Raw genomic sequence first — 26,653 nt, 5'->3', positions numbered from 1 at the left:
GCCGCTACCGTTTCCCGGACCAAGGCCCCCGCGGCGCACGACGCGTGCCCGCGCGAGGCACCCGGGCAAGGTCCGCAAGGGGCCGATCCATGCCCTGCGGGCTGCGAGAGCGGCGCACGATCGGGATCGGAGAGCGGGCACGTTTGACGACACGATATTCCATTTCGTCATGGGGCGGCTTGCCCGACGACGTGGCCCAGTATCCCGCCGCGCCCCGGCGCAGGAACAACGGAAGCGCCAAGACCACACCCGCCACAAAGCCCCCCGCATGGGCCCAATAGGCCACGCCGCCGCCCACCAGATCCATCGACAACCCGCTGACCAATTGCAGGGCAAACCACAGGCCCAACATCAACCAAGCCGGGATCGTGAAGACTTTCACAAACACCACGAGGATCACTAGAACGTCGATCCGCGCCCGGGGGAACATCAGCAAATAGCCCCCCATTACGCCCGCAATCGCCCCCGACGCCCCCACCATCGGCACGGAAGATCCAGTGTCCGCAAGGATTTGCCCCGCCGCGGCTGCCGCCCCACTGGCGAGGTAGAACAGCAAAAAGCCGACGCGGCCCATCATGTCTTCCAGGTTGTCGCCAAATATCCACAAAAACAGCATGTTACCCAGCAAGTGCATCCAGCCCCCATGGAGGAACATCGATGTGAGGATTGTCTGTGACGTGCCCCCTTGCAGCACGTCGCGGGGCACCAGCCCCCACGTGGTGTAGAAGCGCAGCAATTGCGCCTCGTCCCCGCCGATGGCCGGATAATAGAGCAGGAACACAACGACATTCACCGCCATCAACGCCCATGTGACATAGGGCGTCCGCTCGGAAGGGTTATGGTCACGGATCGGAAACATGGATGACAGGTTGGGCGTCAGGACGCGAAGGTCAAGCGCCGTGGTCAACGGCCCGCCCTAGGACTGGGCTAGGCCGCAGAAATCACAGCGTTATTCGAGTCCTTCCGCCGCCAAAGCCAGACGGATTTCACGCCGCACCATTTTGCGCACATTGCGCGTGATGCGTTGGCCCAAGACCCCCTGAAGCTCCTCGCGCACGACCTCGACGATGATCTCGCGCAGGGTGTCTTCGTCAAGGATGCCTTCATCGGCTTCCGGGAAGGCAAAGGGGGATTCCGCATCACCGAAATCGTCGATGTCGTCCTCGGTGACGGCCTCGGCGGAGGTATCTTCGCTGGCGGCATCTTCGTCGGTGCGGTCGGCTTCCAGGGTGTCGGCAATTTCGGCGGCGACAGGAGTTGGAATGAACGGCGTGAAGGGTCTGGAATCAGCAGCCTTGGAGCCGGCAACGTTGTCGTCCTCGGCGTGCTCTTCCTCAACATGGTCTTCGGAGGGCGCATCGTCAGTCGCTTCGACGTGTTCCGAGGTTCGCTGCGCTTCTTCTACGTCATCTTCGGCGGGGTCATCAGAGGCTGTGTTGTCCTCTTCATCGCTGTCCGCTTCCCACGCAGGGCTGTCATCGGTCGCCTCTTCCGCCTGATCGCTTTCGGACGTGCCGTCGCCTGCCGCATCGGGTTCCGGCGTGCCTTCAACCAGCTCAACCGGAGTTGCGGCTGCTTCTTCTGCCGCCCCTTCTTCTTGAGCGTCAGCCTCCTCCGATGCAGGCTCACGGCGGGCAACAAGCGTCAGAAGTGCTGCTTCCGCCCCGCCCTCGGGCCAATTGTCATCGCCCGTCTCGGATTCGAAATCTGCGTTGGTCGCCTCAGAGCCATCAAGTCGGATCAGGTCCGCGATGTCTTCCTCGGCAGAGGTTTGTTCATTTGGCTCACTCACCCAGGGTTCCGGGAGCGGGCGGTCATCTTCCACCGCCCCGACAGAGGCGAAGCTGGCAAGGCGATCATCGGGCTGCCATTCAGCGCCGTCAGGCTCTGAGGTATTTTCTGACGCATCTTCTGGCGCAGGGGATACTTCTTCCGATTCCTCGGCAGAGGTCACGATCTCGGCGATAAGGTCTTCTGCCGCCATCGTTTTCTCCGGCGCTTCGACGGGCACCCAAGGGTCTTCGGGGTCAGTCACACGGAACGACGGGGTCAGAACCAACGCGTCAGGCTGCGCCGGTTCTGCGGCCACCTCAGGGGCTGGATCGGCAGATTTTGCACGCTCTTCCCGCGCGGGCGAATGGTCGGACACAAGCCTACGGACAGATGCCAAAACATCTTCGATCTCTTCCGGCGTTTTCGCGGGATCGGACATTCATGCTCTCCTCAAAGGCGGGCGCAACCGCGCCATGGCCCCTCAATAGCGGCCATTGGCAGGCCGTTCTGATAATCAGTTCAAGGGTAGGATACCTAAAAGCGGCATTTCACACAACAATTCCTGTGAACGATCCCTGAAGGATTCAACTCAAAGCCCAGATATTGCGATCTGCCCCCGGCGCGATACGCCATAGGGCAAGGGTTTAGTCGCGGCCGACACGCTCTAGCATAGAATCAAGCTGCTCGCCCTGAGGGCTGTTCACCCGCGACGGCGCGCCCGAGAACATGTTGGCATAAGCGGCGGGGTCATATTCCGGCACGTTGAGGTTCAGCGCCTCCACCGTCAGAAGGCCCGCGGCCGACAGCAATTGATAGCTGTATTGGTACAGGTCTGCCTGCGCCTCGATCCGGCTGATGCGGGCGTCGAGCACGTCTTGTTCAGCGTCGAGCACATCCAGAGTGGTCCGAGCGCCAAGGGACGCCTCTTCCTGCACCCCAGCAAAAGCCAGCTCGGCCGCTTCAATCCCTTGATCTGCCGCCTGAATTTGCGCCGATGCAATGTTCATCAACGCCCAGGCGTTGCCCACCCCTTGCAGGTTTACGCGCACCTGCTGATTCAGGGAAAAGCGCACCGCAGCGGCCTGTGCGCGCGATTGACGCTCCAACGACATCAACTGCCCGCCGCGATAGATCGGCTGGGTCAGCGTCAGACCGATGGAGGCGGCGCCCCCTTCAGCGGTTGGATTGGCGGTATTTTCAAACACTTCCGTCGCCCGGCCATCAAGGCTGAGTTGCGGACGCAGGCCGGCACGGGCCTGTTCAATGCCCAATTCGGCGGCGGTAACTTCGTGCTGCAACGCCTGAATCGACGGATGTTCCTGCCGCGCCAAAGCCTGCGCGGCGGCTTCTGTGCGGGGCACATTGGGGATCGAACCGGGATTGTTGAGCCCATTGGGATAGCGGCCCACGGCAAGGTTAAACAGTTCGCGGCTGATCTCTAGCGCGCCTTGGGCTGCGGCCAGTTGCGACCGGGCCGTGGCCAATTGCGCCTCGGCCTGGGCGACATCGGTGCGGGTGTCTTCGCCCACTTCAAAGCGATCACGGGCGGCGCGAAGCTGTTGCGTGATGACGCGCACGTTGCGTTCGCGCACACCAACGATCTGCATATCGCGCCAGACATTCATATAGGCGGTGACGGCATCAAAGAGCACTTGCTGCTCCAGCGCGACAAGCTGCTGACGGGCGGCCAGAACGGTCTCTTCCGCCGCCTCCAACGCGAACCGACGCGCCCCGCCATCGTAGATCAAGTATTCCGCCACCAACGACGCCGAGGCCGTAGAGGTGTTGTTGACCAAGTCGCGCTCCATGGAGGCCACGAAGCTGAGAACCGGGCGCAACTGCGCAACCGCTTGGGCCACGCCTTCGTCCTGGATGCGCAGGAGATAGCGGTTCTGCTCGAGCAGGTTGGAATTGCGATAAGCATCCACCATGACCTGCCGTAAGCTATCGGCCTGAACGGGAAGCGCGGCGATCGCCGCGAGGGTTGTGGCCAACATCACGCCCCGTGCGCGACCAAAAAACCGAAGTGCCATCCAGGAAGTCCTTATCTACGTCTGTCTTACGCCGGACCCGGGCCCGATCCGTTAAAATGCGAAGCTATGCGCCCGTGCAAACCCCGGCAAAACCGGCGCCGTTGCGTTGAACACCATCCGCCAGGACATCCGCCCGCCAGATTTGACCCCGATACGAGCCTCTCCCAACGCGCCATCCATGAAGATGGCAGCGATATGTCCACCCTCTTTCAACTGTTCAAGAAGGGCCGCGGGAATTTCTTCCACGCCGCCCATGATCGCGATGGCATCATAGGGCGCATGTTTGGCGTTGCCGTCCACCAAGGCACCTTGGCTGAGCGCGGCATTATCAACGCCCTGCTCGCTGAGGGCGGCCTGCGCGTCGCGCACCAGATCTTCGTCTTCCTCAACCGCAACGACAGCCTCGGCCATATGGGCCAGAAGCGCGGTTGTGTAGCCAGTGGAGGCCCCAACTTCGAGCACAAGATCGGTTGGCTTTGGCTCCAACGCTTGCAAAAGTTTCGCCGTCGCGCGCGGGTCCAAGAGCTGACGGCCACCGCCCAAGGGGATCGGCCCATCGGCATAGGCGACATCGCGGGAAGCGTCGGGTGTATATGCCTCTCTCGGGACGCTGAGCATCGCATCGAGGACAGGGAAATTGGTTACATCGGAGGGGCGCACTTGCGTATCAACCATCGTGACACGGCGCTGTGTAAAGTCGGCCATAAACTGAACCATTCCGTCTAGTTTCTCGATTTTGGTGTCGCATATCGCCGTCCCCCGCGCAACGACCCATTGCCCCTTGGTGCCAAACTGACGCGGACCATATCGCAAACCGTTCCGGAACCGCTTGACGCCCCGCAGCGGAGCCAATAGTCAGACACCGCTTCGGGCGAGTTGGCGGAGTGGTTACGCAGCGGATTGCAAATCCGTGTACACCGGTTCGATTCCGGTACTCGCCTCCAAGCAAATCAATGACTTGCGTCATTTCATCCCCTCCAAACTTCAGGTTTTTGAAACAGGTGTTGAAACATTCATGTTTCCTTCCTGTTCTGTTCGAAACGATTGCGTGCGTCTTGGGCGCGTGCCGCCAGCTCTCGCTGACGGATCGTTCCTCCATACTTTTGTAGCATCTCCAACCCAGAGTGCCCCGTCACAGCCTTCACCATCTCGTCGTCGCATCCTGCCTGGTAAAGTTCGATTGTCGCGTTCTTGCGCAGACCGTGTGTGACGTAATTTGCTGCGTCCGGGTGTTTCATCTTCGACTTCCTCTGAAAACATCCACCAGCCCATTTGTGCAACAAAGCCGATCTGATTCACCATTGCGCATCCGTTGCGCATTTCTCAGTATGCCTGTCGCTCTACCAGTTTCCGGCGACAGTTTGGCGCGTGTCTGGACGCGCAGTTCAGAAAGGCCACGATCTCTTGCCCAGCTGTGTGACCGCGTGGCAGTGATGTAAGCAGGCCGGATTGTGGAACAGGGCCCGACACGCGCTATCCTCGACACGCCGCACCACCCCTACACTGCGCGGCTGATGGCCTGCGTGCCAGAATTGGGCGGCGGACGGCGACGACTGGAGGCCATTCCTGGTCTGCCGCCTCCCGTCGATGCCCTCCCCCCCGGCTGCTCATTCGCGGACCGCTGTGATCGCGTGCAGTCCGATTGTCGCAAAGGCGAACTGACACTGCGAACAAATCGCAAGCGCGCTGTCAGATGCCTGCATCCCGTCGCCCAAGAGGAGGCCGCCGGATGACCCCTGCCCTGCGCCTGTCCGATCTGTCAAAAACCTTTCCCCTCGCACGCACTTTGTTCGGGCCAGAGAAACCCGGTGTGCGTGCCGTCCATCCGATCACTCTGGATGTGGAGCCCGGTGAAACACTGGGTATCGTAGGCGAGTCCGGTTGCGGCAAGTCCACTCTCGCTCGGATGCTAGTGGGGCCGTTGCAACCTACGACCGGTACCATCGAGATAGAGGGAAACGCCCTCGACAACGCCTACCCGGCGCTGTTCGGCAAGCGTATCCAGTATGTTTTCCAGGACCCGATCAGCTCCTTGAACCCCCGCAAGACCATCCGTCAAATCATCGAAGTGCCATTGAAGCTCTTGCATGGGATGACCAAGATGGAACGTGATGCGCGCATCTCCGAGATTTTCGCGACCGTTAGCTTGCGTGAGGAATTCCTCGACCGTTATCCGCACGAATTCTCAGGTGGACAGGCACAGCGCATCGGGATCGCCCGTGCCTTGGCTGCCGAGGCGCGCATTCTTATACTAGATGAGCCGGTTTCCGCGCTGGACGTAACTGTGCAAGCGCAGGTGCTTAACCTGCTGGCCGACCTCAAGACATGGTTTGGCCTGACCTATCTGTTCATCAGCCACGACTTGGCGGTCGTGGAGGCGGTCTCTGACCGGGTCGCAGTGCTGTATTTTGGATCCTTGGTAGAACTTGGAGATGCTAAAGACGTATTCCGCGCCCCGCGTCATCCCTACACCAAGTTGCTGGCCGATAGCGCACCCATCGTGGGCCGGGACCTTGTTGCCCCCGAGGGGCACGAGACGGAACTCCCCGATCCACTGAAACCGCCCAAAGGTTGCGCCTTCCGTGCGCGGTGCCCGTTTGCCAGTGATATCTGCGCCATCGAGGTGCCGAAACTGACATCTCATGACGGCAAGTACCCCGTCGCCTGCCACCACCCGATCGACTAGCCTGCGCCACCCGCCAATCGCTGTGCCGCAACAGCCAGCACCTTGAGGCCGTCCACGAGGTCAGCCTCGGCGGTATCTTCCTCAAACGCATGAGAAATACCGTTGATGGAGGGGACGAACAGCATCCCCACCGGCATCAACGCCGCGATGTTGGAAGCATCGTGAAGCGCGCCGGACGGCATCGACCTCCAACGCCCAGGCGCGATGTCCCTTGCGGCGTCCGATAGCGCGGATTTCATCGTACCGTCCATCGGGACAGGCACCAGCGTCTGGCGCAAGTGTTCTATTGTGATCTCACATCCAGTGTGACGGGCTGTTGCGGCGACAACATCGGCAATTATGCGGTCCATCCGCTCGAGCCGATCCTCATCCACATCGCGCCATTGCAGAGTGAAAACGGCGCGGCCAGGAACGATGGATGGAACATTGGGGTGTAGATGCAACTGCCCGATGGTCCAAACCGTCTGAGGTGTAATCACGTTGGCAAAGGCATCTTCCAGTTTCGCAGCGAACCTCGACACTGTTGTCAGCGCATCACGCCGCATCGCCATCGGGGTAGTGCCCGCATGGTTTTGCTGGCCCTGCACTGTGATCCGAAGCTGTCGGGAACCGACGATGCCAGTGACGACGCCGATTGATTCACCAGATTGGTCCAGGTTCGGGCCCTGTTCGATATGCAATTCGAGAAACCCGGTGAAGCGTTCGGGATCGATAAAGCCGCCCTCGCGATTGCCGAGGGTCTTTCGCGCATCCGCAAACCGAGTACCGTCGTCTGCTACAAGGCTGTCGGCACTGGCCAGATCCAGCTTTCCAGACCAGACCGAACTGCCAGTGAGTGCGCCGAAGCGCCCCTCTTCATCCTGAAAACTAACGACAGATATGGGCGGTCCGCCAACCTCAATTGAAGCGCGCGCTATTTCCAGACCTGCGATGACACCCAAAGCGCCGTCAAGCCAACCGCCCTCTGGCTGGGTGTCGGAGTGAGATCCAATCAATAACGATTTGCCAGGTGCGAGACCGAAGAGGTTTCCGACAGGGTCGAAGTGGGGAACTAAGCCGGCCTCGGACATGCGTTTCGCCATCCAATCCCGCGCTTGTAAATCCACCTTTGAGAACGCGCGCCTTCGCACCCCGCTTCCATCCGCGCCAAACCGGCGGAGGGAATGAAGGTCCGAAAGAAAGCGTGCTTGGTTAACGGTATAGGACGGCATGAATTTACAATAACCTTTTGCTACCCAACCGCCAACTGCTGGAAGCATTAATTCCTCCAGCCAGAAACGACTTTATCGTTAACTCTATGCCCAAAAGGGACGGAATTTTCAGAGACTTCAAGTAATCTAGGGTAATCGATCTTCGGCAGTTTTTCTCACTGAGCCAACTTTGAGTTTACTTGCAGTGGATGGCTGCTTCCATCTGCGGTCTTGTAATACTCCCATCTGTATTTCTCGTTCGCTTTCCGCCCTTGGTCCAAAGTCACTCCCGGCCCTTACCGGACATTCGCTACGTGGCTGAGCGCTGCGGTGCAGCTTCACCAGAGCGGCCATTCGTTCATCGTCAGCATTCTCGAAGGGTGGAGGTCGGCAGAGCGGGCCTTTCAGACCTTCGCTTCAAGTTCGCCAATGTCCGGTTCAGCAAACCGTTCAATAGGCGGTCATTTTCGGGAGTCAGAAGCTGAAGTCAGGTACGATGCGCTCGGAGGGCTTCAGGGACAGCTATGAGCAACAACACAGAAGCGGCGATCATAAACAACCAACTCCCTACAAGTTGAAACAGTAGCGCCCCGCAGACGCCCCCAATCGTAAAGCTGACGAGGGTCAAGCTGTGTAGTTTGAGCTTTGGCGAGGCATCTGTGCGAGACTTTGCGTCACCTACTATAGCCACCAGCTCGATTCCTATATCGGTTGCCATTCCTGACACATGGGTTGTGCGTACCCGCGCCCGTGAGATCATCGTCGTGACTGCGTTTTGAAGTCCCATTACGAAACTGAGAACAATGACTGGAAATGTCTCATGAGGGTGAGCGAACGACAGAATAAGCGCCGCGCCAATCAGCAGAAGTATGACGGCCTCGGCAGTTATTGCGAGGGCGTAGATTGACCGAAGGTTCCTTTTTTCTCCCGCTTGTATGACCAAGGCCGCTATGCTTGCACCAAAGATAAACGCTGCGACCAGACCCAAGAACGACATCGACATAACGACGGCACCATTTGCAAAGCCGTCAGCAAAGGCCGAAATGTTGCCCGTCATATTCGCTGTAAACGTCCCTGCAATAAGGAATCCGACGGCGTTTAGCGCCCCTGCTATTGAGGACAAAAGGCCTGCCAGAACCAAATCAATGTCTGAGGTGCGATCATCGCCAACTTGAATTAACATTGTTGCTCCTGCTCGGTGTTCTCTCTCAAGATGCCATTGGCCATTGCTCTGTACAAACGCAAAGAAGCCCGTTGCGACACCCAACCCTTATGAAACAAGTAAAGCCGGACCTTTCCGGCTATCCTTCGTACAGCAGTCATTCCAACATGACACAGCATCAGTCATTCTGGGCTCGAAGTTGCCGGTCGCTGCGACGCAGCGTCTTCCTGCCAGTCCTTCGTCGCTTCCGGCCCTTAGCCGCCGTTAGCGGATCGGCCCGTCGCAACACCGCAGCCACTTCGAAGCAGTCATTAATAGATTGCGCAGCAATCGGGGTCGACAAGGTCTGCACTGCGGGACCTTGTCGACCAGTGCTGTCGATCAATCCCGATAGCCGACCCAGCCCTTGAAGGTGAACGCGGCATAGAACAGCTGAATGTCGGTGAATCCTGCCTCTGCCAAAATGGCTTGGTCTTGTTGCGGCGATAGGATCGGCAGGCGTGTCTTCAGCGTCTCAATACTCTTTGCCGCCTGCTCGGGGGGCATGCCATGGGATACCATCATTGCCGCGTTCCGTCGTAGCCAAATATGCCGTTCCACACCCTCTTGCACACTGTGATGCAGCACGACTAGCGGAGCCCCTGAACCCAAACGACGCGCGATCTGCTGCAACGTCCTCAAGCGCTCTTCGCGTGGCAGGAAGTGAAGCGTCAGCAAACAGGTTGCGCCGTCAAAAGGGCCATCTGGCGCATCGTCGATATAGCCTCGGGTGAAGGATACGCGGTCAAGCTGATCGCCGAGCGTGACACGTGCCTGATCGATCATTTCCGCCGAAGGGTCGATGCCGTCAAAATGCCATCCGGGCTGCATGTCGGAGAAGACTTTCAACTCCAATCCTCCTCCCGCACCTACGACCATCACGCGGCCAGAAGGCGGCACATGTTCGGCAAGCAAAACCCCGGCCATGCGGTAAACGTCCGGCAGGCCGGGGACGAGACGTGCCGTCTTTTCCGCGTATCCGGCGGCATCCTGTGTGAATGGATGATTGCTCATGCTTCACATCTTCATGGCTGCATGTCTGGCCAAACCAGAGTTCGGTGAATGTGCAGACCAGCCATGGCACCGTCACCGACAGCAAGAGACAAGGAATGCGGCATCATGGCTGCGTCACCGCAGCCATATACGCCCCGTACTGTGGTTTCTTTTGACCCGTTAACCGCGATCATCTGGCCCATCGGTCCTTCTGCGATGTCACAGCCCAGAGTGGCTGGCAACGGAGTAGTAGGCTTTACAGTCGGTGCAACAAAAAGACCGGAAAATGTGAAGGTCCGGCCATCACTCAACTGCACATCGGCATCTCCAGCGAGCGTGCGGATGGGGGTGTCTTCGACGGTAATACCCTTAAATCCCAGCGCTTGCCGGACGTCAGGTTCCAACATCAGGGCACCGTTGGTGAAAAAAGTGACCGTGCCCCATTCGGCCAGTAGCTCGGCCTGATGCGACGACATCGGACCGGAGGCAATGACGCCGATACGGCCTTTATCAAGTTCGTAGCCATGGCAATACGGGCAATGAAAGACGGATTGCCCCCAACGCTCAGTCAGCCCGTCGATTGCTGGCAAGTGGTCCTTCACGCCGGTCGCAAAAAGAACGCGGCGACCGAGGTAGGTTTGGCCTTCGGCGGATGCCACTTCGAACCGGTCATGTTCTCCGGCGACGGCGGCAGCCTCGCCCTCGACCCAAGTGAGGGTCGGATAGGCCTCCAACTGATGGCGGGCATCACGAGCGATGACGGCGGGATCGACACCATCCTGCCCTAGGAACCCGTGGGAATAACTGGCGGTGCGGTTGCGCCGCTTTCCAGCGTCGATAACAAGCACGGATCTGCGCGCACGCAGAAGCTGGAGGGAGGCTGCCATTCCGGCGTAGCTTCCCCCGATGACGATAACATCGTGTATCATTCAGCGTTCTTTTTGTTGAGCCGGGCGGCGTATCGCGTAGCGAAATCCGCGGCGAGGTCGGAAAGGGTGATTTCTCCAAAGCGTGCGAGAAGCAGGGCCTCGGCCTCGGCAAAACTTTGGTCCAGCGCCGCGTTGACGGTCTGTTCGACCAGACATTCCGGCGCCTCTTTGCGGTTTCCGACGGCAAACAGTGCGGGCTCGCCCAAGGCATCATGCAACTGGCGCAGCGAGACTGTGTTAAGGTCGGCCGTGATGCGCCACCCTCCAGCATGACCACGATCCGAGGTAACGATACCGGCATCCCGCAAAAAACCCATCGTTCGTCGAACAACAACGGGGTTTGTTACGAGGCATTTTGCCAGCTCTTCAGATGTCAAGGCACATTCACGCTCCGCCATATGGAGGAGCGCATGCAGAACCGAGGAGAGACGACTATCACGCTTCATGTAATTTCAATAGTTACGAGTAGAGCTAAATGTCAAGCAGCACTCTGACTTTCGAAACGAAGCTAGTAGCAATCGTGGAGCGCTGCAGTCTGGCGATAGGAAAAATTCAACTCACGGCCCATAGCTGCCACTCACCCTAGTTGCAGCGAAGGGCCGGTTTTACCCAAAAGGCCGAATGCTGAAATCTGCATCAACGGCAACGTAACAATACCAGCCAGTCGTCTCGCTTCACGGTTTAACGTATCTTCCTACGGCAGGTTGCGCACGACTATGTCGACCTTCTCAAAAGCACTGTGCACACCGATAGACCCTCAATCGAGGTACTGCCGGCGTCCGAAGTGACTGCTTTTCAATTCTAAGGCAAGCCTCGCCTGTGGACTCCGTGCTGATCAAAAGCGTCATAAAACTGGCCTTTAGCTGTGATGCGACGCAAAAAGCCGCCCCATCACAGGGCGGCTCTTCGTGTCACCATTCGCAGATCTCAGAAAGTGAATGCCACGCGCAACCCGCCTGCGATGGTGCGCATGTCGCCGCCCAACCCGCTTAGGTTAACCGAGGTCGCAAGACCCAGACCGTTGCCCAGATCGGTGGACCCACCCAGCTCAACCCGGCCCGTCCAGCCATCGTCCGCCAACAGATCCTCAACCAGCACAACGCCCGCGTCCTGCGTCAGGTAATCTGCGTGGAGACCCGCAAACAGCGACCCATCGGGGCCGTCGAAGGTGATCCGTGCGCCCAGTGACCCTTGGGAGAACTGATAGGTCTCGGATGTCGTCAGCGTGCCGCCCGTCCCCTCGATCTCCTGCTGGCCGTGCAGCAATCCAAGGGTTGGCGTAAGGGTAAACTCCTCGGCCAGCGCATAGTCATAACCGCCCTCGAACGTCACCGCCGTCAGGGATATATCCGCGGTGCCTGTGCCCCCGGTGGAGGTCTGGTCGAACGATCCCACGCCGTACATCAGGCTCGCGTTGCCGTGCCAGTTGCCCGCGCGGTAGCTGAGGTAGGGTTGCAGATAGGTCATCTGCCCTTCCTGGCTGAAGGCGCCGTCGCTGGCATTGATCTCAGAGAATCCAAGCGATAGGCCCGCGACCATGTCCGGGCCGATGCCGATATCCGCGCCGATGGCGAAGCCAGACCCTCCAACCGCGTTCGTGCCGCCGCCGGTCTCTGTGGAGCGGAAGCTGGTAACATCCGCCCATGTGTAAAGGCCGCCCACCAAGCCGGGTGCGCTTTGGGTGGAGGCCGTCACCGTCCCGTCCACACCGCGCACGAAGCCGCCGGTGGCGTCGCGGGTGGCAAGGCTTACCTGCCCCAGATCACGTGCCACACCGCCCGCGTCCACGACGATCAGCCGCGCCGCGCCGCCGGAGGCGGACAGCATAGCTGCAAGTTCGGCCTGCTGCGACGGGCCCCAGCCAAGGATCATACCGTTCAGAATCGCCGTGATCTCGTGGGAAGAATATCCGTCATAGTGATTCATCGAAACGACCAGCTGATATTGCCCGTTGGTAATTCCCTGACCTGTCAAAAGCGCAACAGAGGCGTCAGTGGTATCCGTCCCGCTGGCTAGAGCGCCTGAAATAGCCGCAGAAGAGAATGGCAAAGCACTTACATCCGCATTCGCCGCAAACAGATTGTAGCTAATCCCAAAATGATTGTCGTTGTAGCCGGTGATCAGATTTTGCGTAGTATCCGCTGATATGATGGACGCGTCTACAACCGTAACTTGCGTCACACTATAGGCATAATAAGATGGCGAGGCCGCGAAGGGCGTACCATCCACGATGATGTCGGTGACCAATGTCGTTTGTGACCAAACCGCGCCTCCGGTCAACGACGTTGACGCGGCCAAGACTGCCGCGATTCCCAAATTCCTCATCTGCTCACCCTTTTATTTGCAACCACGCACAACGCGCGGCTCATGTAGTTACCCACACCCTATAAGCGAAAAATCGCCTAGCTACAGAAAAACAATAGTGCCTGTTTCCAATGCCTTCGCCTGTGTGCGCTTCAAGCCACATGTTGTGTTAGATTCATGTCTGTCCCGCGACCACAAGTAGGCGAACGCACCTCTGGCCCTTCTTCTCACCCACCGTTAAATTACCCTGATCGCCAAACCCGTCACCACCTTCACCTGCGCATCCGGCGCCGCGTCCCCTGAAAGTGGTCCGTGCGTTATGGTGATTGCAGCGCGTAAAACGCAGTCCGCCGAGCATCGTTCTTGGTGCTTTCACCGCGGCCTTGATCTGATGAATTCAGACAATAAGAGTTGTGTTGGAATTTCACGTGCTTTGTCCACGTAGCAGACGTCCAAGCTCCGCGCAGCAAACGTCCGCTTTCCGCCCTTTGTGTTGATCGGAGGGATGCCGGTCGCTTCCTGCCCATTGCTGCCGTTCACCATAGGCTAGACGCTGCGGCGCAGTTTCCCCGAAGCGGACATTAGACAATTGCGCAGCATTAATGTCCGCTTAAGGTCCGCTGTCCGGACAAAGATGCCGTTAGATGCCGCCTGGCAGACGACCGCTTCGCCCAACTCGCAACCCTACAGCGGGAGCATCGAGTTTCAGGCTGCTTCGATCTCCGGCACCTGCACATCGGCGTTCTTGAGTTGCTGCGCCATAATCTCCTTAAAGGGCAAGGTCGGGTTTGCTTCGGCAAGCATACCGACCTTCATCCAGAATTCGGCCTGCGCATTGATCGAACGGCACATGACCGAACTGGACTTGCGCAGTTCCTCATGCAGATCGTCCCCGATTTTCACGATCCCCATCGACACACCTCCTGCATACTTATACACGAATCGTATATGAATCGCATATACCAGTGACTGACTGCCGGTCAATCTGACCTTTGTTGCTACACGGTGGAATACGCAGGGAGGCGAGTGATGAACAGCTATATCAACGAGCCGGTCGCACCAAAGGCGTACAACGCCCGCAGAACCGAAGCCATCAAACTCTACGGACTGGATGCCTATAAGGGGATGCGCCGAGCAGGTGAGTTGACGGCCAAATGTCTCGACGGCGTGTCGGATCTTGTCCCCGTTAGCACAGATCGACGCTTTCGTCCTCGAGTTTGCGGCCGCCCATGACGCAATGCCCGCAACATTGGGCTACAAGGGGTATCAATACGCCTGCTGTACATCGGTCAACCACGTGGTCTGCCACGGATTCCCGAACGAGAAGAAGCTGCGCGACGGCGATATCGTGAACGTCGATGTCACACTGATCCATGACGGATGGTATGGCGATTCAAGTCGGATGTATATGGTTGGAAAGCCGAAACGCGCAGCTGAACGCCTGATCCAGATCGCCCATGAGGCGATGATGAAGGGAATCAGGGCGGTGCGTCCAGGTGCGCGACTGGGTGATATCGGTCATGCAATCCAGACCTACGCACATTCCAAACGCTGCTCGGTGGTCCGCGATCTTTGCGGCCACGGCATCGGTCAGGTCTTTCATGACTCCCCAAACATCCTGAACTTCGGCAGAGCTGGAACCGGCCCGGAACTGAGAGAGGGCATGATCTTTACGGTTGAACCGATGATCAATCTGGGCCGCGCCGACGTAAAAATGCTTGCAGACGATTGGACGGCCGTGACGCGAGACAAGTCACTTTCGGCCCAATTCGAGCATTCGATTGGTGTGACATCGGATGGTTTTGAAATTTTCACACTCTCGCGCGCGGGCCTTCACGCGCCAGAGGTCGAGCTTCGAACCAATCCTGCGTAGTGGGGCTTCGCCGCTAACGCGGCATCGGTCAAATTGGACTCCGCGCACGCCATGTTTGCCCAAACTGAAACCGAAGAATATGAAAACCAGACCCGAAAACTCTCGTTATGAATGAGGGAGCCTCGGAGGGCAGGTCAAATATCCTAATGATCTGCTCTTCACTGAAACGACTTCTCGTCATCGTCTGCCTCATAGTTGGAGATCAGGCTAACTTATTACGCAGAACTTTTCAGGGGAGTGGTCACGCGGCAGAAGGCCGGAACAAGCAGTGTCACAATTCACGCAAGGGGCGGCACGTCTCATTTGAAACGCGCATAGTAGATCTTATAGTCCTCGTGCTGCAGGCAGCACTTTTCCTCGTATCGAGCTCGCACATAGTAAATTAAATTTACGGCTAGTAGAGCAAGGGTGCCGGATACGGCACTTCCGAGAGTCGTGCCAAGAATTGGTATTTCAATCATCCAATAGGATATGTTCTTAGATAAGTACGCAGGGTGGCGCGTGAATTTGTAAGGCCCACTGCATACAACACCTCGATACGTCAAGTTCGAGAATCTATATCCGAATGAAACTGTGCTCAGCGCATAGACTGTCATAAGAAATAAAATTGCACTTCCCCAAACTGCATAGGGTATACTAGCCTCAACAAATACATTACCCCAAACTACTCCATCGCTATAGTTGAGGTAGTTTCTGTTAATAATCTGCCAGAACGGGACGTAGCACATAATGCAGACCATCCATCCCCCGAGAGTACGCTCCGGAAAACGAACATGAGCACTTAAGAGCCGAAAGCTGCAAAGATATCCAATTGCGCCGAAGCAAACATCTATAAGTAGTACAAGCTGATAGCTAAGCTCATAGAAGTCGCGGAAACCATCAATCTGAACGGTAATTGTGCTAAGCCTAAGCCAGTCCCCCAGCCCGAAACCGACCATTATTGGGACGAAGAACATCTTGATTAGTATCCCGAGAGCATAGTCTGCCGCCTTCTTTCGATCGCCGAGATGTCCGCAAGATAGGCATAATCTTCCAAATTCCGCTAGGCCGTCATCTGGTTCCAGAGAAATGAAATGGAAGGTAAGTAGATAAAGAGAAAAAAATGGCAACGCATAGGGAAGTGCCGACTGCAATACAATGAATGTCTCTTGATACCAAACGTCTTGGTAGATCGGCAAGAAAGAGTATAGAATCCAAGCGGTTGCAAAGCTCGCAGCTACTCCAACAACTTTGTAAAAAAGAATCAGAAACATCTGACTTGAAAACTGAGGCCTTAATGCAAGGCCTCCCACGTCGGGTTGCTTGTAGACCCTGTAGAAAATCAGATCACATAGCGCCATCGCAATAAACATCACTGAACACGCCTGCAAGAACCCTGACGCATCAGTAAACGCAGCCCCCGTTCGGGCGATAATAAAACACCCAACAAGGGCTGCCAGGCCAATATAGCCCGTCAACGCAGGTTGTGCGTTACGAATAGTAGATCGCGCCGTCGTAGCGTCCGTTCGCTCAGAAGCGGTGAGCACGTGCGTCATCAAGATTTGCCTTGTAAAGATCTTCCAAAATCAAGAAATCCCGATTGCCCTACGAGGCACCGGGATTTCTAATGGTAAACTATTTAGACACCTTCAACGGGCGGCCGCGCTAATGATGGAGGCCTGAGTTGTTGCAATGCGAACCGCACCTTGGCCAACTTCAATCGGCGCGGAAACGGAGACGCAAGTAGTCCTGGGCATCAGCGAAGGCGCAGATTGGAAACGGATGATATCGATCTCCAAGTCGCTACCGACTACCGCATCGTGGACAACACCTACGACATTGCCGTTAGCGTCGAAGACTGTGTATCCATCGAACAAGTCCGAATTTCCTCCGTTGGAGCAATGCGGATTTGAGCGCAGAGACGCGATCGGGCCCGACAATGTGCCGCTCGTACCGGATGTGCCGCTCGTGCCAGACGTGCCGCTCGTACCAGACGTGCCGCTCGTGCCAGACGTGCCGCTCGTGCCAGACGTGCCGCTCGTGCCAGACGTGCCAGACGTGCCGCTCGTGCCAGACGTGCCGCTCGTGCCAGACGTGCCGCTCGTGCCAGACGTGCCGCTCGTGCCAGACGTGCCGCTCGTGCCAGACGTGCCAGACGTGCCAGACGTGCCGCTCGTGCCAGACGTGCCGCTCGTGCCAGACGTGCCGCTCGTGCCGCCGGAAGTGCTCCCTAGGATGCTCCCCACGCCCGATACGGTTCCACCCACGAGACCGCCAACGCCGCTGCCGCTTTGAGAACCTTCACTAAGTGCGTCTCCGACCCCGGATACGGCGCCACCGACACTTCCGACAACGTCTCCGACGCTGCCACCTACGGCTCCGCCAATATCGCTGACAGCGCCACCGACACCACCACCGCTACCGCCCCCGATAGCTCCGCCCACAGCATCACCGACTCCGCTCACGACATCCCCTAGTTCCCCGAGAAGGTCAGCCTTCGCGTGGGTTGGAACCATCGCGACGCCAATCGCGGCAACGGCAACACCAACGGCAGTGGCCATGGCAAGCGCCGTGCCAAATGACTTATGTGTCTGCTCATGTTTCAAAGTTAATTTCCGCACTATCTTACTCCGTGTCATATTCAAGTGATTGGCCATGGCACGCACTCATCGGCATGCTGTTGTATGACCCAGCCGGCGGCCGCTTTTTCGTGTCACGTTGCCAACAGCTTCTCGTAGAGCAGACCGCCACACCTATTCTCCCAATGCTCCGTTGAATGAAGTTTCTCTTTTTTAGGCCCGCAATGTGTTCGGACTTCAGGAAGACTCGAAGAGCATTGGTAAAAGTGGGCGAGCCTTTTTCTGCTGCCACGACGAAACCGTAGGCCACTCCCACCCAGCTTCGTCCATCGCACTCGAGTACGATGGTCCTAAAGTAGGATGTGTGGTCCTCTAATGGATTTGAAGTTCGTTCTTTCACCATCCATCGCATTCGGTTTAATCATTGGTTACCGGCGGCTTTGTTGATGGCGTGGATACCCGCAGTACGCACCACACGGACTTGATGGCAGTCTGCAACTATACCGGTGATACTCCCCCACTGAATTGGTCCGGCCCTATAGTTAGGAAACGGAGGATCAAAGATGGGAAACTAACGACACAAGCCAGGAGAGATTGTCACAAAGTTGCGGCAGGCTGAGATGGCGATCTTCGAAAACATCCATGGCATCTATAATCCGCGGCGCCGACACTCAGCACTGGGCTGGAAAAGTCCCGTCGCATTCGAAGGTAAAGTGGCTTAAACGAGCACTTGGGGCGGCACATAAGCGTGAAAGGTTAAGACTGCTGAACAGAGAGACCTTTTACTCACTACTTCAGGCCCAAATCATCATTGAAAGCTGGAGGAAACACTACAACACCAAGCGACCGCACAGTGCTTTGGGCTACCGCCCACCGGCTACTGATTCCGTCGTCCCGATGGAAACGAGGCCAATTGTGCACTAACATTCAAATTGGACCACTTAGGTGGGGCTGATCACCGGCAGGCTCAAAAAACTCGACTGCCTTTCGCCCCGTGATTACTTTCGCACAGTAAGAGCCTCAGAGCCGGAAAATTTCATCATAGTTCCGAGCCAGAAAATGCCAGAACTGAAAACCTACGTTCACGTCCAGGCGCGCTCCACCAAACATCTCTGGCCGCAATGGCGCGGCCAGAGAGCGTCTCGAATGTGGTTTTATCGTGCGGCGGCCTGCAGGATGCTGGTCTGCGAGATTGGAAGTGACACGACGCCGGCTCCGGCGGCGATGTCGCTACCACCAACTTCGACACAAGCAGGCGCCCCAGCGCCGCTCGATAAGAAGCGCACACGGACGATCTGTTGTGACGCATCCACGAGCACATCGTGGACCGTGCCAAGTGTGACACCACCGGTGCCGATTGCCGTGTATCCGTTGTAGGCTTGGCTATTGCCGCCTGCGGAACACCGAAGAGATCCCAAGCGCGCGCGACGCCCGGGGAACGCACTGGTGTCTGTCGGGCCTCCATCAACAAGGTTAGGGCCGCCAGTTTGTGGAACGTCGGGGTTGTTGGTGCAATTCGAGACGCAGTTGGGATCTGTGGAGGCGGTGCCACCGTTCAGAATATCCCCAACGCCATCGACGACGCCGTTCAAGCCGCCACCGACGGCATTTCCCAGATCGCTGTTGATGCCGTCTACGACGCCACCGACAACGTCGCCCACAACGTCGCCCAATCCCCCGTCACCACCGTTGCTAGCGCCGTTCAGTGCATCACCAACACCGCCCACGGCATCGCCAACACCACCCACGGCGCCGCCAACGGCACCACCGACATCGCTGACAGCTCCGCCGAGATCGCCACCGACAGCATCGCCGACGCCGCCCACTGCGCCACCGACCGCATCACCGATGCCGCCAACCAGGTCAGATAGATCTGCATGGGCAGGGGCGCTGAGAGCAAGAAGCGCGAGTCCGGCTACGGGCAGAAGGGATACTTTTTTAGGGCGTGCCGCCGAAACAAAAGATTGGATCTTACGGGGCCGGAATGAGAGTTGGTTCAATGGCATGTTATCTTCCTCAGGTGTTGTGTTCGCTAATTTCTTTGTGGATCCCCGGATGTCCCCCCGGAGATCCCACTTTCAGATGCATCAACCTCTGGGACGATCTTCATCCCTCAAATGGGGGAGGAACTTGCCCGTTGGCTGTTGGTTGGATTTGCCCGTGTCGTCGAACAAATATTTCTTCTGACCAAAGCGCTTGACCTACGTGTCTTGGGGGCTAGGTCCACCGCGCTGGCGTATGGAATGGTCATCACCGTACGGGACTAAAAATCCATCGTACTTCCGGGGGGAACCTACGAGAGTACTATTACTGGTGAGCGGAATTTGTGTTTGGTATCGCACGATATAACCGTGCTAGAATGGATGACCTCGATCAAACCTGTGCGATCCGGAAGACAGCGCATGTGAACGAAGGTAGTAGGTTAAGAGTGATTATGAGTATCCCGAAGAAGCAGCGGTCACCCCGAAATAGCCAGCAGACACCCAGAGCGGGTCTGCTGGACGCGCTTGGACCAAAGAGGGGTCCGGTTGTGAACTTGAGCAGCTATGGAATTCTATCTGCCTTAGCCTTGGCGCTGTGCAGCAGTCAGGCAGGCAGCGTTTCTGCTCAGAGCCCAATGCCATCCTTCGATCCCAGCTCGTCATACATCCGCATAGAGCCACTTCCAGAATTTATGTACCTCACGGTCTTGGAACGCCTGGAAGAAGCGGGCTATACGATTGAAAATGTTACAACTACGTGGCTTCAGCGATTGCGCATAAGAGCCGTAAACTCAATGCATCGGCGCGAAATCGTAGTAAGTCCCACCAACGGCCTGATTCTTCGCGATGCCATCATAGAGGTTTTTTGACACGATCTCTGCAGAGCAAAATTTACCCCGGAACCGCTGCGCGTCCAACGTCAACCGGTGTGACTGGGCCTGCATTCTATAGACTACTGCTTCGAGCTGGTGCAGCCGCGAGCACTTCGAATAGGAACGAGGCGATTGGACAGACCACATCTCACCAAGGCAACCATAGCTGCACTAGTAGTGTTGCTTCTCGTTCAGTTGGTGAGCGGTCTTTTTTTTGCGTCAAAGTTATTCTCGGACGTGTTTTCGGTCCGCGTACCCATCATCCCTTGGCACATTGCGGAAGTTCTGGAGATCCTTGCCTCTGTGGGGGTTCTGTCAGGGGCTGCCACCAGCTTCGTGCTGATCCGTTTCAGCCTGCGTCGCGTCAAGCGCGTAGAAGCTCAACTGTCGGCGGCAGCGACCGGTGTCCAAAAGCACGTCGAAGCGCAGTTCGAACGGTGGGGACTTACCGATACTGAGCGCGATGTGGCGCTTCTGGTTGTAAAGGGCTTCAGCAACGCAGAGATCTCCTCATATCGAGGTACGACGGAATCCACGACAAAGTCGCAGGTAAGCTCGGTGTTTCGTAAATCCGGCCTAAAGAGCCGACAGCAGTTGGTGTCTTTGGTGATCGAAGACTTCTTCACGGAATTCGAAGTATAAGTTTAAAAAACAGCGGCTTCCGTCGAGTTTTCATGAAAGCTGCCTATCGCACTTTGGTGCAATGAGCCTAAAATCCGCCCAGAGTGCAATATATCGCAGAGCACAAAGGTACGATGATCAAGGCATCCGGGAGTTGTGTCACAATCCCCAGTTGGTTGATCAGCACTCGCACCCTCAGGACATCTGATCTTCGCATGACCCCCGGATATTCGAGCGCACACCCGTTTATTGCGCTCGCCCATCTGCAAAGGAACGTCTGCCATGTCTATGAACGCCGACCATAAAGCCACCTCTTCCAATGCTCGGATGACGAGCAAACCGCGACGTGCAGGTTCGTTGCTCGCCGGTGTTGTGAATTTCCTCACCAACGAAGACGCTCAGATTGAGCTGCCCGCATTTTCGAAGGCCCCGCCTGCCGCGCAAGTTCGTCCACGCCTCCCGCTGACACCACCCCGTCCAGCATCTGAGTGTGAGCGCGTTAACGCTGCCGCAGGCCGAAAGATCGACAACTTCATCTTGCTTGATGAAGAACTCTTGGCCGAACGAGACATTATCGTCGTCGCGCCGCGCGAGACGAGCGCGCTGATTAACAATGTCGATTGGCTGGCGGACCGCGCCGCCTCTTATCGTGTGGTCACGACACTCGAAGAGGCAACCAAGGGCCTTTGCGAGAACATGGCCGAGCATCAGATGATTTTCTGTGACATCGATGCGTTCACCGACAAGATACAGGCAATCGATGCACTGAGAGACTTCCGCAATCACTATCCATCGGTCTCTTTGATCATTGGATCGCGCACTTTTTCGCGGAATGATTTTTCGACCGATCGCGGGATCATCGGTGATGTCTCGCTTCGGCTGCCAGCTGGTCGCCCGGCGGTCGCGCTTGCTGTGAACGCTAGCCCCTCAAATAACCGGGAGCTGCGCCGCCGCGGCACTATCGGCTATCTCCTTCATGAAGCTCCGGTGATGGTCTCCTAAGATCGTATAAGTTTGCGGGCACCCACCTTCGGGGAGCCTCCCAACCCAAGTAAAAGTCCGTTGCACGCCATGGCGCGCAACGGACTTTTACTTTCAAACGCAGCTTGGAAACGTGGCAGAGTTGTCGATTGCACCGTCTTGGAAAGGCGGCGGACATGTGAATGTCCCTCAAGTTCAAATCCTGTCTCTTCCGCCAATAAGAGGCCCCCGCCGTTCGGCGGAGAGCACAATCGAGGCTTCGGCGGTTGCGCCGGCGTAGCAAAGCAACCGCCCCTCTTGCGGCTCCTTAGCTCAGCGGACAGAGCAGCCAGCGTCTAAGTGACAGGCCCGAGGTTCGAATCCTCGACGGGCCGCCAAGACACCATAAGTGTCAGAATAACCAAAAGTTTGCGCGAAAGAACGCAATAGTGTGCGCACGATGACTGAATGGCCGGCGTGTTCGCCGCATCACGACGAGATATATTATTTTAAATCAATTACTTGACTGAACACGCCTCGCATCGGCGTTAGCTATGCAGCGCGGATTTCCGTATCTGGTCGCCATCATGGACTGGCATACGCGCAAGGTTATGGCATGGTGGATATCAAACACATAGGAAGCCGGTTTTTGCGTCGACTCGTCGACGCGTCAAACGAGGCGATCCACAAGTTTGGGCCACCGGACATAATGAACACGGATCAGGGTTCCCAGTCCTCGTCCTTCGTCTGGACCGACAGATTGCGGCGTTCGAGCATCCGTGTCTCGATGGACGGCAAGGGCCGTTTCTTGGACAACATCTTTGTCGAACGGCTCTGGCGGTCCCTTAAATGCGAATGCGTCTATATGCGTGCCTGGGAGACCGGATCAGAGGTCAAGGTGGGGATCAGAACTTGGATCGAGTTCTACAATCACAAGCGCGCGCACTCCTCACTTGGCGGCAGGCCACCTGCCATGGTCTACTGGCAGCGAAACGAAGCAACACAACCCGATCAGCAGGTCATCTGCTATCTGCGCATTGCTGACCTTCATGCATGGTGCAGCATCGGCACATTGATCAAAGGGGCGGTAAATGGCCGCTTGTTTCTTTCTGACATGAGCCTCTCGCTATTTCAGCGAAAGTCCGGAATCCGCCCTTGGTGTTGATCGACGCCAATAGGCCTTAACGGACCATCATGATGCTCGCGGGAGAAGTCAGCCTTGAGATTGACTGGTCCAGTGAGTGACTCGTTTCAATATGCGATGCAAACATCATGCGGACCATCTGTCATTAACACCGGCTTGTCTTAAGCGCACTTGTTTCCCTGAGCTAGCCGAGCAAGACACGTTCAGGAGAGCCAGGCCATGACGCCAGTGCAACATGCTAATCGGCCAACGAAGTTCCGACACCTGACAAGGGCTAACCAGAATTTGCAAACCTTCAGGGGGAGCAAAACTCGCCTTTACGATAGCTTCATTGGCGATGCTTGGGACAAAGGACAGTGCGGCTCAACGAACTAGTGCCGCACCAGGAAGTTCATTAACGGCAGGAACTCCCGCAGTTAAATATCCCCACAAAGCGCAACCTCAATCCCCAACTTGGCAGCCAAAGCTGAACGGACCGCAATGATCTGACGCGCACTCTCATCGCTATCGGCATAGGCCACCTGAATGTGATTGGCCTTGTGACGCCCCATCATCGCGTCGCGACCTACCCCCGAAAGAACGCCATGCATGATTGGCCACTCATAGGTGGTAGCGCGGCTTCTTCGGTTGGCTTCGCCTTCAGGAAGCTCAACCGCGTGGCCCCTCCCGATATCAAGTTTTAGGCGGCCTTCCTCGACATAGACACGACTCCAAACAATGGCACCGGGCTTGGCATAGCCTTTGAGACCTCCCCCGCCGCTGGGGAAATACATTGCCGGTTGACGCAGACTTTCAGACCCGGACCATCCGCCCTTGTGATGTGCAGGGGGAGCGGCACCGGAGATTTCGAAAACCCAGACGAACCCCTCTACTGTTCCGCTCGCATCCTCAGCCCCCCACCGCAAATCGTGCAACGTGGTTTCAACCGGCTGGTTCAATTCGCGGTGCACCCGCTCGATCATCATCGCATCAAGGCCCGCGCATTCGTCCACTTCGTTGAAGTGAATGACCGGGCGTCCGTCGCGGATGATCGACAGCAGGAGGACCTTTCACTGTATGTGCCGTGGCGGCAGATATCTGACCTCATTGATAAAATTTAGGCCTTCTGCTCACCGACCCAATGAACTCGACTCAAGGACGGTGAGAGTTGCAAAAGCGTACTCTGTGATTGTTTTGGGAGAGACTGTTCGTTGAACAAAACGCCAAACAGAACATAGGCGTGTTTCGCAGCAACAACTTATAGCTCTGTGATAAGAGTTGCTTGCCTGAGGGGCCTCTGTGATAAACTCAAGCCTACCCGCAACGCACTTTGAATTTGAGAATGGTCGAACCTTTACAAACTCATCCCACGCTCCGCCAGTACGAGATCTTTGTCGCCATCGCCGAGGAGCTGCATTTCGGGCGCGCCGCAGAACGCTTCGGCGTAGCGCAGCCCGCGCTGACACAGCAACTAAAGCTGCTTGAGGAGGCCTTCGGCGGCGAGCTCCTCTTTGATCGGAACAGACGCCGGGTTCGGCTCACTGAGTTCGGCGCCACAGTCCTGCCGGAAGCACGGGCGCTCCTTCGGCAGGCGCGGCGCGTCGAGAGCGTTGCCCGCCTGATGGCGGAGGGGCGCGGGGGGCGGTTGGAAATCGGCTACGTAGGTTCCGCCTCCTACGCGGGCGTCCTCAGTCGTACTCTCAGGACCTTTCTGGATGGAGCCTCAGATGTCGAACTCGTGCTGCAGGAACTCGATATGGACCTCCAGATCCACGAGATCCAGTCGGGTCGCATGGACGCGGGCTTTGTACGGCTGCCGGTGCCGGGCACGCCCGACAATGTCCGGACGCTGTCCATCTTGGAAGAAGAAATCGTTCTTGCCGTGTCCTCGTCCCACCGGCTCGCCGGCAGTGACTCTGTGCAGATGACCGACCTCATGGACGAGCGATTCATCTTCACGCATCTGGGTCCCGACACGGGCTTCGCAGCGTGCGCCTACGCGCTTTGCTCAGACGCAAGATTCACCCCGAACATTGTGCATCGGGCGCGACAGTTCACGGCAATCGTCAGCTTCGTATCGGCCGGTCTCGGTGTGGCCCTCGTTCCGGCGTCTGCGGCGCGCATGGACGGCGAGGGAGTGAAGTTCGTTCGGATCTCGGATGCTGCCAGGAAAAGCCGGATCGGTCTTGCCTATCTAGACAACCCGACCAATCCGGCCCTGAGGCGTTTCCTTGAAACGCTGCCCTCGTGATCATCCGACAGCTGTTCCACCACAAACGAATACTGTCTGCCCGGTGATGAAACCGCTCCGATCATCGGCAAAGAAGGACACTGCGTGGGCGACGTCGTCCGGCATGCCCATCCGGCCGACCGGAATTGCGTCGATGATGCGCCGGGTCTTCGGCGCGCCTTCGGGATTGTTCTGCCAAAAGGCCGAGGTGGCGATCGGGCCCGGCGCCACGCAGTTGACGGTAATGCCGTCTCCTGCAAGCTCGAGTGCCCATGTCCGTGCCATGGATTGCAAGGCGCCCTTGCTGGCCGAGTAAAGCGACCGGTCGATCTTTCCCTTGGTCACGCGGCTCGTGTTCATGATGATCCGACCGCGGCCGACCTTCCTCATGCCCTCGACGACACCGCGAGCCGCGGTGATAGCGCTGCGCACGTTGACGTGCATGAGCCCGTCGAAATCCTCGATGTCGAGGGCGTCGAAAGACGCGGGGCGCACGGTGCCAACGTTGTTGACCAGGCAGGTCACGGGAAACCTTGCGGCAATCCCGCCTACAGCTTCGCTCGTCGCGGAGACATCACCAAGATCGACGCGCACGGCATCCGCCGCCAGATCGGTGTCTTCGGGGGCTTCGATATCTAGGACGTGCACCCGCCAGCCATCGGCTTTCAGCCGCCGTGAGATTCCCAAACCGATATTCCGCGCGCCCCCGGTGACGATCGCGTTGCGCTCAACTTTCATCGGCACGCACCGACGACGGGTGGCGAACGAGCGGTTTCACCTCGATAGCCATGTAGGGAAACAGGGGCAGGCCCGAGATGACCTCGTGGAGCCTGTCGCTGTCGCGAACATCGAAGATCGAGAGGTTCGAATACGTGCCGGCAACGCGCCAAATGTGACGCCATTCACCGGTATTCTGGAGTTCCTGCGAGTAGGCTTTCTCTTTCGCCTTGATGCTCGCCGCCGTGCTTTCTTGCATGTCCATCGGCAAGGTTACGGTCATGTTAACTTGAAACAGCATTGACCTCAGATCTCCCGTTTTCCTGCCAAGTAGGCTTTGCGCCAGCGGGTCACCTCGACCCGCTGGAAGAGACCCGCTTCATGGAAGGGGTCGTTCTTGATGAAGGATTCGGCCTCGATCCTGCTTTCGACATCGAGCAGGTACAGTCCCCCGCTCGCAAAGGAGCCATCGTCGGAAAGCTTGGCGCCACAGGCCAGCAACCTCTCCTCATGGATGTCGAGATAGGCGAGGTGCCGGTCCCGCACCTCCAGGCGAAGGTCGTAGAGACCTTCCTTGTCCCAGGTTTCTATCATGAATGGCATGGATC

At 57.4% G+C, this 26,653-nt stretch carries 25 protein-coding genes, 3 tRNA genes and 4 pseudogenes; 15 read left to right on the top strand and 17 right to left on the bottom strand.

From position 1 onward, the window contains the following. Window positions 1-4: 4 nt before the first annotated feature. The 4 genes from K3728_06230 to K3728_06215 all read right to left on the bottom strand — a co-directional run bounded on the left by K3728_06230 (window position 5) and on the right by K3728_06215 (window position 4,511). The gene (locus K3728_06230) at window positions 5-859 is read right to left on the bottom strand and encodes a rhomboid family intramembrane serine protease (protein ID UWQ97469.1); all 855 of its coding nucleotides are present in this window, start codon (window positions 857-859) and stop codon (window positions 5-7) included. Between the two features lie 90 nt (window positions 860-949). Then, window positions 950-2,212 carry a hypothetical protein gene (locus tag K3728_06225; GenBank protein UWQ96813.1) on the bottom strand — a complete coding sequence of 421 codons (1,263 nt, stop codon included), beginning with the start codon at window positions 2,210-2,212 and terminating at the stop codon, window positions 950-952. A 205-nt stretch (window positions 2,213-2,417) separates the two neighbouring features. Continuing rightward, on the bottom strand, window positions 2,418-3,770 hold the full coding sequence (locus K3728_06220) for a TolC family outer membrane protein (GenBank protein UWQ97468.1): 1,353 nt from the start codon (window positions 3,768-3,770) through the stop codon (window positions 2,418-2,420). 87 nt (window positions 3,771-3,857) lie between these two features. Continuing rightward, window positions 3,858-4,511: a protein-L-isoaspartate O-methyltransferase gene (locus K3728_06215; GenBank protein ID UWQ96812.1), complete on the bottom strand. Its 654-nt coding sequence runs from the start codon at window positions 4,509-4,511 to the stop codon at window positions 3,858-3,860. A 165-nt stretch (window positions 4,512-4,676) separates the two neighbouring features. On the opposite strand from K3728_06215, the gene K3728_06210 reads away from it, so the two are divergent. Then, window positions 4,677-4,750 (top strand) — tRNA-Cys (locus K3728_06210). 69 nt (window positions 4,751-4,819) lie between these two features. On the opposite strand, the pseudogene K3728_06205 reads toward K3728_06210, so the two are convergent. Beyond that, a pseudogene (locus tag K3728_06205) lies at window positions 4,820-5,053 on the bottom strand (integrase). An 81-nt stretch (window positions 5,054-5,134) separates the two neighbouring features. Between K3728_06205 and K3728_06200 the strand changes: the two are divergent. Both K3728_06200 and K3728_06195 read left to right on the top strand, forming a co-directional pair. Further along, a pseudogene (locus tag K3728_06200) lies at window positions 5,135-5,539 on the top strand (hypothetical protein). Then, window positions 5,536-6,492, top strand: a complete 957-nt coding sequence (locus tag K3728_06195; protein UWQ96811.1) for an ATP-binding cassette domain-containing protein — start codon at window positions 5,536-5,538, stop codon at window positions 6,490-6,492. Before K3728_06200 ends, K3728_06195 begins: the two are co-directional and overlap by 4 nt. Here the strand turns inward: K3728_06195 and K3728_06190 are convergent. The 7 genes from K3728_06190 to K3728_06160 form a co-directional block, all read right to left on the bottom strand. Continuing rightward, a complete protein-coding gene (locus K3728_06190; protein ID UWQ96810.1) occupies window positions 6,489-7,703 on the bottom strand; it encodes a hydantoinase/carbamoylase family amidase in 1,215 nt (404 codons plus the stop codon). The genes K3728_06195 and K3728_06190 overlap by 4 nt on opposite strands. 466 nt (window positions 7,704-8,169) lie before the next feature. Next, complete coding sequence (locus tag K3728_06185) at window positions 8,170-8,865, bottom strand: DUF1275 domain-containing protein (GenBank protein ID UWQ96809.1); 696 nt, start codon at window positions 8,863-8,865, stop codon at window positions 8,170-8,172. A 360-nt stretch (window positions 8,866-9,225) separates the two neighbouring features. After that, on the bottom strand, window positions 9,226-9,897 hold the full coding sequence (locus tag K3728_06180; protein UWQ96808.1) for a class I SAM-dependent methyltransferase: 672 nt from the start codon (window positions 9,895-9,897) through the stop codon (window positions 9,226-9,228). A gap of 11 nt (window positions 9,898-9,908) precedes the next feature. After that, complete coding sequence (locus K3728_06175; GenBank protein UWQ96807.1) at window positions 9,909-10,805, bottom strand: NAD(P)/FAD-dependent oxidoreductase; 897 nt, start codon at window positions 10,803-10,805, stop codon at window positions 9,909-9,911. Then, window positions 10,802-11,251, bottom strand: a complete 450-nt coding sequence (locus tag K3728_06170) for an Rrf2 family transcriptional regulator (protein ID UWQ96806.1) — start codon at window positions 11,249-11,251, stop codon at window positions 10,802-10,804. Before K3728_06170 ends, K3728_06175 begins: the two co-directional genes overlap by 4 nt. Before the next feature lie 481 nt (window positions 11,252-11,732). Then, the gene (locus K3728_06165; GenBank protein UWQ96805.1) at window positions 11,733-13,130 is read right to left on the bottom strand and encodes an autotransporter outer membrane beta-barrel domain-containing protein; all 1,398 of its coding nucleotides are present in this window, start codon (window positions 13,128-13,130) and stop codon (window positions 11,733-11,735) included. Window positions 13,131-13,814: 684 nt separating this feature from the next. Further along, window positions 13,815-14,021, bottom strand: a complete 207-nt coding sequence (locus K3728_06160; protein UWQ96804.1) for a ParD-like family protein — start codon at window positions 14,019-14,021, stop codon at window positions 13,815-13,817. Between the two features lie 117 nt (window positions 14,022-14,138). On the opposite strand from K3728_06160, the pseudogene map reads away from it, so the two are divergent. After that, window positions 14,139-14,982 (top strand): annotated as a pseudogene (gene map, locus K3728_06155) (type I methionyl aminopeptidase). Between the two features lie 299 nt (window positions 14,983-15,281). Here map and K3728_06150 read toward each other — a convergent pair. Further along, window positions 15,282-16,517 (bottom strand): hypothetical protein, encoded by a 1,236-nt coding sequence (locus tag K3728_06150; GenBank protein ID UWQ96803.1) that lies wholly within the window; start codon window positions 16,515-16,517, stop codon window positions 15,282-15,284. Window positions 16,518-16,902: 385 nt separating this feature from the next. Between K3728_06150 and K3728_06145 the strand changes: the two genes are divergently transcribed. The 10 genes and pseudogenes from K3728_06145 to K3728_06100 all read left to right on the top strand — a co-directional run bounded on the left by K3728_06145 (window position 16,903) and on the right by K3728_06100 (window position 23,140). Next, window positions 16,903-17,256, top strand: a complete 354-nt coding sequence (locus K3728_06145; protein ID UWQ96802.1) for a hypothetical protein — start codon at window positions 16,903-16,905, stop codon at window positions 17,254-17,256. Further along, window positions 17,253-17,438 (top strand): hypothetical protein, encoded by a 186-nt coding sequence (locus tag K3728_06140; GenBank protein UWQ96801.1) that lies wholly within the window; start codon window positions 17,253-17,255, stop codon window positions 17,436-17,438. The genes K3728_06145 and K3728_06140 overlap by 4 nt, the downstream gene beginning before the upstream one ends. A gap of 864 nt (window positions 17,439-18,302) precedes the next feature. Next, window positions 18,303-18,464: pseudogene (locus K3728_06135) on the top strand (transposase). A 563-nt stretch (window positions 18,465-19,027) separates the two neighbouring features. Further along, window positions 19,028-19,411 carry a hypothetical protein gene (locus tag K3728_06130; GenBank protein ID UWQ96800.1) on the top strand — a complete coding sequence of 128 codons (384 nt, stop codon included), beginning with the start codon at window positions 19,028-19,030 and terminating at the stop codon, window positions 19,409-19,411. 488 nt (window positions 19,412-19,899) lie between these two features. Continuing rightward, window positions 19,900-20,391 carry a hypothetical protein gene (locus K3728_06125; protein UWQ96799.1) on the top strand — a complete coding sequence of 164 codons (492 nt, stop codon included), beginning with the start codon at window positions 19,900-19,902 and terminating at the stop codon, window positions 20,389-20,391. Between the two features lie 201 nt (window positions 20,392-20,592). Next, the gene (locus K3728_06120) at window positions 20,593-21,036 is read left to right on the top strand and encodes a LuxR C-terminal-related transcriptional regulator (GenBank protein UWQ96798.1); all 444 of its coding nucleotides are present in this window, start codon (window positions 20,593-20,595) and stop codon (window positions 21,034-21,036) included. 261 nt (window positions 21,037-21,297) lie between these two features. Continuing rightward, window positions 21,298-22,017, top strand: a complete 720-nt coding sequence (locus K3728_06115) for a hypothetical protein (GenBank protein UWQ96797.1) — start codon at window positions 21,298-21,300, stop codon at window positions 22,015-22,017. Between the two features lie 106 nt (window positions 22,018-22,123). Continuing rightward, a tRNA-Ser gene (locus K3728_06110) sits at window positions 22,124-22,213 on the top strand. Window positions 22,214-22,297: 84 nt separating this feature from the next. Beyond that, window positions 22,298-22,373: transfer RNA gene (locus K3728_06105), tRNA-Arg, on the top strand. A gap of 218 nt (window positions 22,374-22,591) precedes the next feature. Continuing rightward, complete coding sequence (locus K3728_06100; GenBank protein ID UWQ96796.1) at window positions 22,592-23,140, top strand: integrase core domain-containing protein; 549 nt, start codon at window positions 22,592-22,594, stop codon at window positions 23,138-23,140. 395 nt (window positions 23,141-23,535) lie between these two features. Here the strand turns inward: K3728_06100 and K3728_06095 are convergent, their stop codons facing one another. Next, entirely contained in the window at window positions 23,536-24,084 is a 549-nt protein-coding gene (locus tag K3728_06095) for a hypothetical protein (protein ID UWQ96795.1), read from the bottom strand. 356 nt (window positions 24,085-24,440) lie between these two features. On the opposite strand from K3728_06095, the gene K3728_06090 reads away from it, so the two are divergent. Beyond that, window positions 24,441-25,349, top strand: a complete 909-nt coding sequence (locus K3728_06090; protein UWQ96794.1) for a LysR family transcriptional regulator — start codon at window positions 24,441-24,443, stop codon at window positions 25,347-25,349. Here K3728_06090 and K3728_06085 read toward each other — a convergent pair whose 3' ends face one another. Genes K3728_06085 through K3728_06075 form a run of 3 tightly spaced genes read right to left on the bottom strand, consistent with a single transcriptional unit; the run spans window position 25,350 to window position 26,648 of the window. Beyond that, window positions 25,350-26,066, bottom strand: coding sequence for an SDR family oxidoreductase (locus K3728_06085; protein ID UWQ96793.1), 717 nt, complete (start codon window positions 26,064-26,066; stop codon window positions 25,350-25,352). Then, window positions 26,056-26,346, bottom strand: a complete 291-nt coding sequence (gene catC / locus K3728_06080; protein ID UWQ96792.1) for a muconolactone Delta-isomerase — start codon at window positions 26,344-26,346, stop codon at window positions 26,056-26,058. Before catC ends, K3728_06085 begins: the two co-directional genes overlap by 11 nt. Window positions 26,347-26,351: 5 nt before the next feature. Then, complete coding sequence (locus K3728_06075) at window positions 26,352-26,648, bottom strand: YciI family protein (protein ID UWQ96791.1); 297 nt, start codon at window positions 26,646-26,648, stop codon at window positions 26,352-26,354. Window positions 26,649-26,653: the final 5 nt, after the last annotated feature.

This window comes from Rhodobacteraceae bacterium M385 (genome assembly GCA_025141835.1).
Classification (GTDB): Bacteria; Pseudomonadota; Alphaproteobacteria; order Rhodobacterales; family Rhodobacteraceae; genus Gymnodinialimonas.
This window is presented reverse-complemented; position numbering and strand designations above follow the sequence as displayed.

Excerpts from the sequence above, each read along its gene's own strand:
- K3728_06230 (UWQ97469.1), bottom strand. The coding sequence starts at position 859 with ATGTTTCCGATCCGTGACCATAACCCTTCCGAGCGGACGCCCTATGTC.
- K3728_06225 (UWQ96813.1), bottom strand. The coding sequence starts at position 2,212 with ATGTCCGATCCCGCGAAAACGCCGGAAGAGATCGAAGATGTTTTGGCA.
- K3728_06220 (UWQ97468.1), bottom strand. The coding sequence starts at position 3,770 with ATGTTGGCCACAACCCTCGCGGCGATCGCCGCGCTTCCCGTTCAGGCC.
- K3728_06215 (UWQ96812.1), bottom strand. The coding sequence starts at position 4,511 with ATGGCCGACTTTACACAGCGCCGTGTCACGATGGTTGATACGCAAGTG.
- K3728_06195 (UWQ96811.1), top strand. The coding sequence starts at position 5,536 with ATGACCCCTGCCCTGCGCCTGTCCGATCTGTCAAAAACCTTTCCCCTC.
- K3728_06190 (UWQ96810.1), bottom strand. The coding sequence starts at position 7,703 with ATGCCGTCCTATACCGTTAACCAAGCACGCTTTCTTTCGGACCTTCAT.
- K3728_06185 (UWQ96809.1), bottom strand. The coding sequence starts at position 8,865 with ATGTTAATTCAAGTTGGCGATGATCGCACCTCAGACATTGATTTGGTT.
- K3728_06180 (UWQ96808.1), bottom strand. The coding sequence starts at position 9,897 with ATGAGCAATCATCCATTCACACAGGATGCCGCCGGATACGCGGAAAAG.
- K3728_06175 (UWQ96807.1), bottom strand. The coding sequence starts at position 10,805 with ATGATACACGATGTTATCGTCATCGGGGGAAGCTACGCCGGAATGGCA.
- K3728_06170 (UWQ96806.1), bottom strand. The coding sequence starts at position 11,251 with ATGAAGCGTGATAGTCGTCTCTCCTCGGTTCTGCATGCGCTCCTCCAT.
- K3728_06165 (UWQ96805.1), bottom strand. The coding sequence starts at position 13,130 with ATGAGGAATTTGGGAATCGCGGCAGTCTTGGCCGCGTCAACGTCGTTG.
- K3728_06160 (UWQ96804.1), bottom strand. The coding sequence starts at position 14,021 with ATGGGGATCGTGAAAATCGGGGACGATCTGCATGAGGAACTGCGCAAG.
- K3728_06150 (UWQ96803.1), bottom strand. The coding sequence starts at position 16,517 with ATGACGCACGTGCTCACCGCTTCTGAGCGAACGGACGCTACGACGGCG.
- K3728_06125 (UWQ96799.1), top strand. The coding sequence starts at position 19,900 with ATGGATGACCTCGATCAAACCTGTGCGATCCGGAAGACAGCGCATGTG.
- K3728_06115 (UWQ96797.1), top strand. The coding sequence starts at position 21,298 with ATGTCTATGAACGCCGACCATAAAGCCACCTCTTCCAATGCTCGGATG.
- K3728_06100 (UWQ96796.1), top strand. The coding sequence starts at position 22,592 with ATGGTGGATATCAAACACATAGGAAGCCGGTTTTTGCGTCGACTCGTC.
- K3728_06095 (UWQ96795.1), bottom strand. The coding sequence starts at position 24,084 with ATGATGATCGAGCGGGTGCACCGCGAATTGAACCAGCCGGTTGAAACC.
- K3728_06090 (UWQ96794.1), top strand. The coding sequence starts at position 24,441 with ATGGTCGAACCTTTACAAACTCATCCCACGCTCCGCCAGTACGAGATC.
- K3728_06085 (UWQ96793.1), bottom strand. The coding sequence starts at position 26,066 with ATGAAAGTTGAGCGCAACGCGATCGTCACCGGGGGCGCGCGGAATATC.
- catC (UWQ96792.1), bottom strand. The coding sequence starts at position 26,346 with ATGCTGTTTCAAGTTAACATGACCGTAACCTTGCCGATGGACATGCAA.
- K3728_06075 (UWQ96791.1), bottom strand. The coding sequence starts at position 26,648 with ATGCCATTCATGATAGAAACCTGGGACAAGGAAGGTCTCTACGACCTT.